This is a genomic window from Rhodovulum sp., from assembly GCF_011048875.1.
Lineage (GTDB): Bacteria > Pseudomonadota > Alphaproteobacteria > Rhodobacterales > Rhodobacteraceae > Rhodovulum > Rhodovulum tesquicola.
Genome location: NZ_DSDD01000395.1, coordinates 1 through 7490 on the forward strand (window position 1 = coordinate 1; position 7490 = coordinate 7490).

Sequence of the window (7490 nt, forward strand, 5' to 3'; positions counted from 1 at the left end):
CCGGTGCGCGCTTGGCTCCGGCGAGCGGTCCGAGCTCTGCAAGCTGTTCCCGGCGCTCAGGCGCAAGACGGGCCAGCTTGACGACGGCCCGACCGCGCGCCCTTTCGCGCGGTATCACGCCCTGCCGGACAGGCTTTGCGCCCTCCCGCTCGCGCGTCCCCGGTCATCCCCTTGATCGCTGCGTCGGCGGGCCGTGGCCTCTGCCGCTGCATTCACCGCCTGGGGCGCCATGGCGGATGGGAAGGGGATCGTTCTTCACGGCAAGACGCTTCACCAGACTAACCATTATCCTTTCGGATAGACCGCTTCCTTGACAGCACGTCCAGAGCTTGCGATGCTGTGGCCATAGAAAATGCTGACTTGACCATAAGGTGCCGTCACGTTCCGGTAGCCTGTCAGCTTGGTTCGATAAAGGGATAACCTTCGTAAGTCGAAGGAAAAGGGTGCCCCGCATCCGCCCGAACCACTCGACGCCTGGGGCCATGTCGGGCCCGTGCGAAGGCAACCAGAGGAGAGATCCGATGAGAAAGTTTCACCGCCTCGTGGCGACCACGGCGCTTGGGATCGCGCTGACGGCGACGGTCGCGCAGGCCGATACCTGGCGCTATGCGTTCGAAGAGGCCATGGACGAGGTGCAGGGCATCTTTGCCCAGAAGTTCAAGGAAGAGGTCGAGGCCAGGTCCGACCACGAGATCCAGCTGTTTCCCTACGGCACGCTGGGCGAATCCGCCGACATCATGGAACAGGCGCAGGCCGGTATCCTGCAATTCGTCGACCAGTCCCCCGGTTTCACCGGCTCGCTGATCCCCGAGGCGCAGGTGTTCTTCGTGCCCTACCTGCTGCCGACCGACACGGAAACGCTGGCCAGCTTCTTCCGCAATTCCAAGGCGATCAACGGGATGTTCCCCGAGCTTTACGCCGAGCAGGGGCTGGAGCCTCTGACCATGTTCCCCGAGGGCGAGGTGGCGATCACCACCAAGGGGCCGTTCACCACGCCCGAGGGCCTGGACCAGGTCAAGGTCCGCACCATGACCAACCCGCTGCTGGTGGAAAGCTACAAGGCGTTCGGCGCGACGCCCACGCCCCTGCCCTGGGGCGAGGTCTATGGCGCGTTGCAGACCAACATCATCCAGGGCTAGGAAAACCCGATGTTCTTCATCGAGTCGACCAAGATGTACGAGGTCACCGACCACGTCACGATGATCGGCCACAACAACTTCACCACGGCGGTCATGGCCAACAAGGACTTCTTCGACGGGCTGTCGGAGGAGGATCAGCAGGTGATCCGCAACGCCATCGACGTGGCCTTCGACCACATCATCGACTATCAGGACGGGCTGCACGAGGCCTCGATCGAGAAGATCAGGGCAGCCAAGCCCTCGGTGACCTTCACCACGCTGACCGAGGAACAGCGCGCGCCCTTCAAGGAGGCCGCCCGGAAGGTCGAGGCGCGGTTCATCGAGATGACGGGCGAGCGCGGCCAGGCGATCCTCGAACAGATGAAAGAGGACCTCGCCACGGCGCAGGAGGCGTCCTCGAGCTGATGACGGCCACTGGCGGGCGCCCCCAGCTTGGGCGCCCGCCTTTTTCGCGCCCCTTCGAAGGATAACGGCCTTGTCAGACAGCCCGTCCCCGCAGCCCCGTCCCCGCACCGATCCTGCATCGCCGGACAGCGCGGCCGAAACCGCCTATGTCTCGACCCTGCCGGGGGTGCTGGGCCGGCTGGATATGGTCATCGCGCGGCTGGAATCGGTGCTGCTGGCGGGCGGGGTCCTGCTGATGGCGCTGAACACCATCGCCAATGTGGTCGGGCGCTATGTCTTTCAAAGCTCGCTGTTCTTTTCCGAGGAACTGAACCGTATCCTCATCATCGTGATCACCTTCTCGGGCATCAGCTATGCGGCGCGGCAGGGGCGCCATATCCGCATGACGGCGATCTACGACATGCTGCCGGGTCGCGCGCGCAAGGCGCTGATGATCGTGATCGCGCTGGTCACGGCGGCGTTCATGTTCCTGCTGTGCTGGTATTCGCTGCAATATCTGCTGACCCAGGCGGGGCGCGGCCGCGTATTGCCTGCGCTGCAAATCCCGGTCTGGACGACGCTCATCATCGTGCCCATCGGGTTCTTCATGACCGGGCTGCAATACCTGCTGACCGCCATCAAGAACGTCATTTCCAGGGATATCTACCTCTCGACCGCCGTGCTCGAAGGGTATGAAGACGACGAGATGGAGGTCTGAGCCATGGGCATCACGATCTTTTCCATCATGGTCGTCCTGCTGCTGCTGGGCTTTCCGATGATGATCCCGCTCATCATCGGCGCCTTCGTGGGCTTCGTCATGATGTTCGGCGGCTTTTCCCAGCTGGAAACCTTGATCCAGCAGATGATGGCGGGGATCAGGCCCGCCTCGCTGATCGCGGTGCCGATGTTCATCTTCGCCGCCGACATCATGACGCGCGGCCAGTCGGCGGGGCGGCTGATCGACATGGTGATGGCCTTCGTCGGTCACCTGCGGGGCGGGCTGGCGATTGCCACCGCCAGCGCCTGCACCATGTTCGGCGCGGTCTCGGGGTCCACGCAGGCGACCGTGGTGGCCATCGGCGGGCCGCTGAGGCCGCGGATGCAGAAGGCGGGCTATGGCGACAGCTTCATCCTGGCGCTGATCGTGAACGCCTCCGACATCGCCTTCCTGATCCCGCCATCCATCGGGATGATCATCTATGGCGTGGTGTCGAACACCTCGATTGCCGAACTGTTCATCGCGGGGATCGGTCCGGGGCTGCTGATCCTGGTGCTGTTCTCGATCTATTCCTGGATCTACGCGGTGCGCAATGACGTGCCGACCGAGGACCGGGCCGACTGGGGCACACGCCTGCGCGCCGTGCGTGGCGCGCTCTGGCCGCTGGGCTTTCCGGCGATCATCATCGGCGGCATCTATGGCGGCATCTTCAGCCCGACCGAGGCGGCCGCAGCCTGCGTGCTTATGCGATCATCCTGGAAATGGTCGTGTTTCGTGAGCTTGACCTTGCCGGCCTCTACCGCACGGCCAAGTCCACCGGGCTGATCACCGCGGTCGTGTTCATCCTGGTCGCGGCGGGGGCGGCGTTTTCCTGGGTGATCTCGTTCGCGCAGATCCCGCAGGCGATCCTGTCGGGGGTGGGCATCGACGAGATAGGGCAGATCGGGGTTCTGTTCGTGATCTCGATCGCCTTCTTCATCGGCTGCATGTTCGTCGATCCCATCGTGGTGATCCTGATCCTGGTGCCGATCTTCGCCCCGGTCGTCAATTCGGTCGGGCTGGACCCCGTTCTGGTCGGCACGCTGATCGTGCTGCAGGTGGCCATCGGGTCGGCCACGCCGCCCTTCGGATGCGATATCTTCACCGCCATCGCAGTCTTCAAGCGGCCCTACTGGGAGGTGATCCGCGGCACGCCGCTCTTCATCGTGATCCTGCTTTGCGTGTCGGTCGCGCTGATCTTCTTCCCGCAGATCGCGCTGTTCCTGCGCGACCTCGCCTTCGACAAGTGACCGCGCCCGCAACGTCGCGACGAAAGGAGGACGCATGTTCAAGTCCATTCTCGCCCCCTTCGACGGATCGGAGAACGGCAAGCGCGCGCTGCAGAAGGCGGCGGAGCTTGCCCTGCTTTGTCACGCGCCCTTGTCGATCCTGACGGTCTACCGCCATCACTCGATGCTCGAGGCGTCGCTGTCGATGGTGCGCAAGGACGAGCCGGGAAACCTGGACGATGTCATGCGCGGCCATGCAAGGGAGGTCGCCGAACTGGGCAAGCAGATCCTGCGCGAGGCCGGGATCGAGGCGCCGCGCGCCTTCGTCAAATCGGGTCCGACCGCGCGAACCATCGTGCGTTTCGCCGCGGACCATGGCCACGATGTCATCGTGATCGGCAGCCGCGGCATGGGTTCGATCGAGGATTACCTTCTGGGCAGCGTGTCCCACAAGGTGACGGGCATGGCGCGCTGCCCGGTGCTGGTCGTCTGAGCCGACACCGCGCCCCGGGTGGTCAAGCGGCCGGTTCCGGTGCTAGAGTGCGGGTCACGAATGGAAATCGAGCGCAGGGCCCCTCTCCCGGCGTGGAAGCTGCCGGGCGAATGGTGGGCCTGTCCCGCCGCCCCATATCCGCAAGACGGGAGGAGTTGATGTTTTCCAGGATATTGGTGCCTGTTGATTTGGGCCATCTCGACAGGCTTGAAAAGGCGCTGCATGTCGCGGCCGACCTTGCCCGTCATTACCGCCTGCCGGTGGTCTATGTGGGCGTCACCGGCACCGTACCCGACCAGATCGCGCGAACCCCCGGGGAATTCGCCGACAAGCTCAAGGGCTTTGCCGAGCACCAGGCCGAAACGCAGGGCATCGAGGCCAGCGCGCATGCGCTGTCCAGCCCCGATCCGCAGGCCGAACTGGACAGGCTGCTGCGCAAGGCGGTCGAAACGCTGGGCGCGGACCTTGTGGTGATGGCCTCGCATTCGCCGAGCTGGCTTGACTGGCTGTTGCCCTCGCATGGCGGCAGCGTGGCCGAGCACTCCGAAGCGTCGGTCTTCGTCGTCCGCTGACCTGCCGGACACGAGACAACAAGAAAAATAGGGACAGACCGCATGAGCGACATCAGAAGCGGCGCATCGGGGGACGATGCCGCCCGACCCGAGACCGAGGCCGACAAGGCGCAGACACCGGCCGAGGACGTTCCCGATATCGAGCCGATTCCGGAACCCGAGGGGCCGACCGAGGTCATCGAGACCGATTACGAGATCGGTCGGGACAATATCGAGAAAAGCTGGACGCTGTCCTTCGACATCCATCAGGTCGTGTTCACCTGGTCGGCGCTGGCGATCATGGCCTTCATCGTGCTGACGCTGGCCTTGCAGGACGAGGTCGAGCCCGTCTTCACCGGCCTGCGCAACTGGCTGACCGGCAATCTGGCCTGGTTTTTCCTGCTTTCGGGCAACATCTTCGTCATCGTCTGCCTCGTGCTGATCGTCTCGCCCCTGGGAAGGATCCGGCTGGGCGGACCAGACGCGACCCCGGATTACGGGCTGGTCGGCTGGTTCTCGATGCTGTTCGCCGCAGGGATGGGCATCGGGCTCATGTTCTTCGGCGTGTCCGAGCCGCTGAGCCACTATTCCAGCGCCTTCGGCGGGGTCAGCCTCGGCGAGGACGGCCTGCGCACCGACTGGGCACCGCTTGGCGGGGCCGAGGGCAATGTCGAGGCGGCAACGCGGCTGGGCATGGCGGCCACGATCTTTCACTGGGGCCTGCACCCCTGGGCGATCTATGCCGTGGTCGCGCTGGCGCTGGCCTTGTTCAGCTTCAACAAGGGCCTGCCGCTGACGCTGCGCTCGGCCTTCTACCCGATCTTCGGTGAACGCGTCTGGGGCTGGCCGGGCCATGTCATCGACATCCTTGCCGTCTTCGCCACGATCTTCGGGCTGGCGACCTCGCTGGGGATCGGCGCACAGCAGGCTTCGGCGGGGCTGGACTATCTGTTCGGGATCGGCACCAGCAGTTCGGTTCTGATCATCCTCATCATCTTCATCACCGCCATCGCCATCGCCTCGATCGTGCGGGGTCTCGACTCGGGTGTGAAGGTGCTGTCGGAAATCAACATGGGCCTCGCCGCGGCGCTTTTGCTGTTCGTCATCCTGGCCGGGCCGACCATCGACATCCTGAGCGGGTCCCTCGCCAATCTCGGCGCCTATGGGCGGCATCTTCCGGCGCTGTCGATGCCCTTCGGCCGCGAGGATGCGAATTTCGCGCAGGGCTGGACGGCCTTCTACTGGGCGTGGTGGATCAGCTGGTCGCCCTTCGTCGGCATGTTCATCGCCCGCGTCAGCCGCGGGCGCACGGTGCGCGAGTTCCTGGTCGCGGTGCTGATCGTGCCGACGCTGTTGTCGGTGCTGTGGATGACGGCGCTGGGTGGCACGGCGATTTCGCAGGTCGTCAATGACGGCGTGACGGCGGTGCAGGATGCCGCGCTCGAGCTGAAGCTGTTCGAGATGCTGGCCCAACTGCCGCTGACCGCGATCACCTCGTTCATCGGCATCGTGCTGGTGCTGGTGTTCTTCATCACCTCGTCGGACTCGGGTTCGCTGGTGATCGACACCATTGCCGCGGGCGGCAAGATCAACGCGCCCGTCGTGCAGCGGGTGTTCTGGGCCATTGTCGAGGGGCTGGTTGCAATCGCGCTTCTGCTTGGCGGCGGGCTGATCGCGTTGCAGGCGATGGCGGTCTCGACCGGCCTGCCCTTTACGCTGGTCCTGCTGGCGGCCTGCTATGCCATCATCCGCGGGCTGATGAACGAACCGCGCTGAGGCGCCCGCCTGCCGCCGCGGCGGATCACTGCGCGGCGGCGGGCATCACGCTCCGGGTTTGCCCGGTTCGGCGGGATAATGCCGCCGCGCTAACGGCTGCGAGGCCCACAGCGCGGGCCGGTGTTCCCAGCGATGCCGCGGGTCGGCCCAGCCCATGCCGGGACGGATCTCCACCTGCGTTTCGCGCCCGGCCGGGACAGGCGCGGGCGGGTAGAGGTGCTGGCGCTCCCAGGACAGGGGGGCGCGCACCGGCGTCTGGAACAGCCCGTCCGGCACCGGCTGGCCCATCCACGCATACAGTGCCGCCACTTCGGTCTCCGGCGCGGCGGCGAAATCCTCGTAGCGCAGCAGCTTGAACCGCGCAGCCCGGTTGGGCCCCCAGCGGTCCAACCGGTCCTGCCGCGCCCGCCATTCCCGGCCGTTTGCCCAGGTGTCGCGGCGGTGGCCGTTTTCGAGGTTCGCGGCGACCGCCACGGCACGCGGATCGCGCATGAGGTTCAGCAGCAGCAGATCGTCGGGCGCAACCAGCGCGAGGGCCAGCGCCATCCAGGGCTGTCGCGAGGTTTCGATCAGGCAATCCGCCCCGCTGGTCGCCGCGGCGGCCTCCAGCAGCGCCTTCAACCGGGCAAGAAAGGCCGTGTGACGTTCGCGCAGCACCTTCTGCGGGCCTGACTCGTGCCAGTCGCGCAGCCGGTCGGCATGGCGCTGGAACCGGCGCGCGCCCTCGGCAAAGGCAAGCAGACGCCGCCCGGGCGCGGCACCGAAGGCGGCGGCCATGACGGGGGCATGAAAGGCGCAGTCCCGCACCGAACGGCCGCAACTGCACTCGGCCGCATCGCGCCAGGCGGCGGGCAGATGACATGAAGGACCCAGATTGACCACCCCCGGCCCCTGCGACAGCAGGAGAGACAGAAGCGTGCCGCCCGACCGGTCGCTCCCCGATACGGCAAGAATACGCGTCACGCCGACCTCACAGCCCAATCCCCGACCGGCCAGCCCATCCGGACGCTGGCGTGGCCGTTTCCGTTGCGGGGGATCTAGGGTCAGGACCCATTGATTGGCTTGATGCCGCTGCCTCTGCGTGATTCAAGACCCCGCGCTGATGGGGAGCACGATGAGCAATCTTTTCTGGCTGACAGACGAGCAGATGGAGCGGCTGAA

At 65.6% G+C, this 7490-nt stretch carries 5 protein-coding genes and 2 pseudogenes; 6 read left to right on the forward strand and 1 reads right to left on the reverse strand.

The window, feature by feature from the left end; genetic code table 11:
• Positions 1-521: 521 nt before the first annotated feature.
• The 6 genes and pseudogenes from dctP to ENN83_RS13795 all read left to right on the forward strand — a co-directional run bounded on the left by dctP (position 522) and on the right by ENN83_RS13795 (position 6329).
• Positions 522-1544: pseudogene (gene dctP / locus ENN83_RS13770) on the forward strand (TRAP transporter substrate-binding protein DctP).
• A gap of 184 nt (positions 1545-1728) precedes the next feature.
• On the forward strand, positions 1729-2241 hold the full coding sequence (locus tag ENN83_RS13775; RefSeq protein ID WP_414707668.1) for a TRAP transporter small permease: 513 nt from the start codon (positions 1729-1731) through the stop codon (positions 2239-2241).
• Between the two features lie 3 nt (positions 2242-2244).
• Positions 2245-3530 (forward strand): annotated as a pseudogene (locus ENN83_RS13780) (TRAP transporter large permease).
• A 34-nt stretch (positions 3531-3564) separates the two neighbouring features.
• Positions 3565-4002: a universal stress protein gene (locus ENN83_RS13785; RefSeq protein ID WP_253090442.1), complete on the forward strand. Its 438-nt coding sequence runs from the start codon at positions 3565-3567 to the stop codon at positions 4000-4002.
• A gap of 158 nt (positions 4003-4160) precedes the next feature.
• Positions 4161-4574: a universal stress protein gene (locus ENN83_RS13790; RefSeq protein WP_287187860.1), complete on the forward strand. Its 414-nt coding sequence runs from the start codon at positions 4161-4163 to the stop codon at positions 4572-4574.
• A 42-nt stretch (positions 4575-4616) separates the two neighbouring features.
• Complete coding sequence (locus ENN83_RS13795) at positions 4617-6329, forward strand: BCCT family transporter (RefSeq protein ID WP_287187862.1); 1713 nt, start codon at positions 4617-4619, stop codon at positions 6327-6329.
• A 45-nt stretch (positions 6330-6374) separates the two neighbouring features.
• On the opposite strand, the gene ENN83_RS13800 is transcribed toward ENN83_RS13795, so the two are convergent.
• The gene (locus ENN83_RS13800; RefSeq protein ID WP_287187864.1) at positions 6375-7292 is read right to left on the reverse strand and encodes a sulfotransferase; all 918 of its coding nucleotides are present in this window, start codon (positions 7290-7292) and stop codon (positions 6375-6377) included.
• Positions 7293-7490 lie beyond the last annotated feature (198 nt).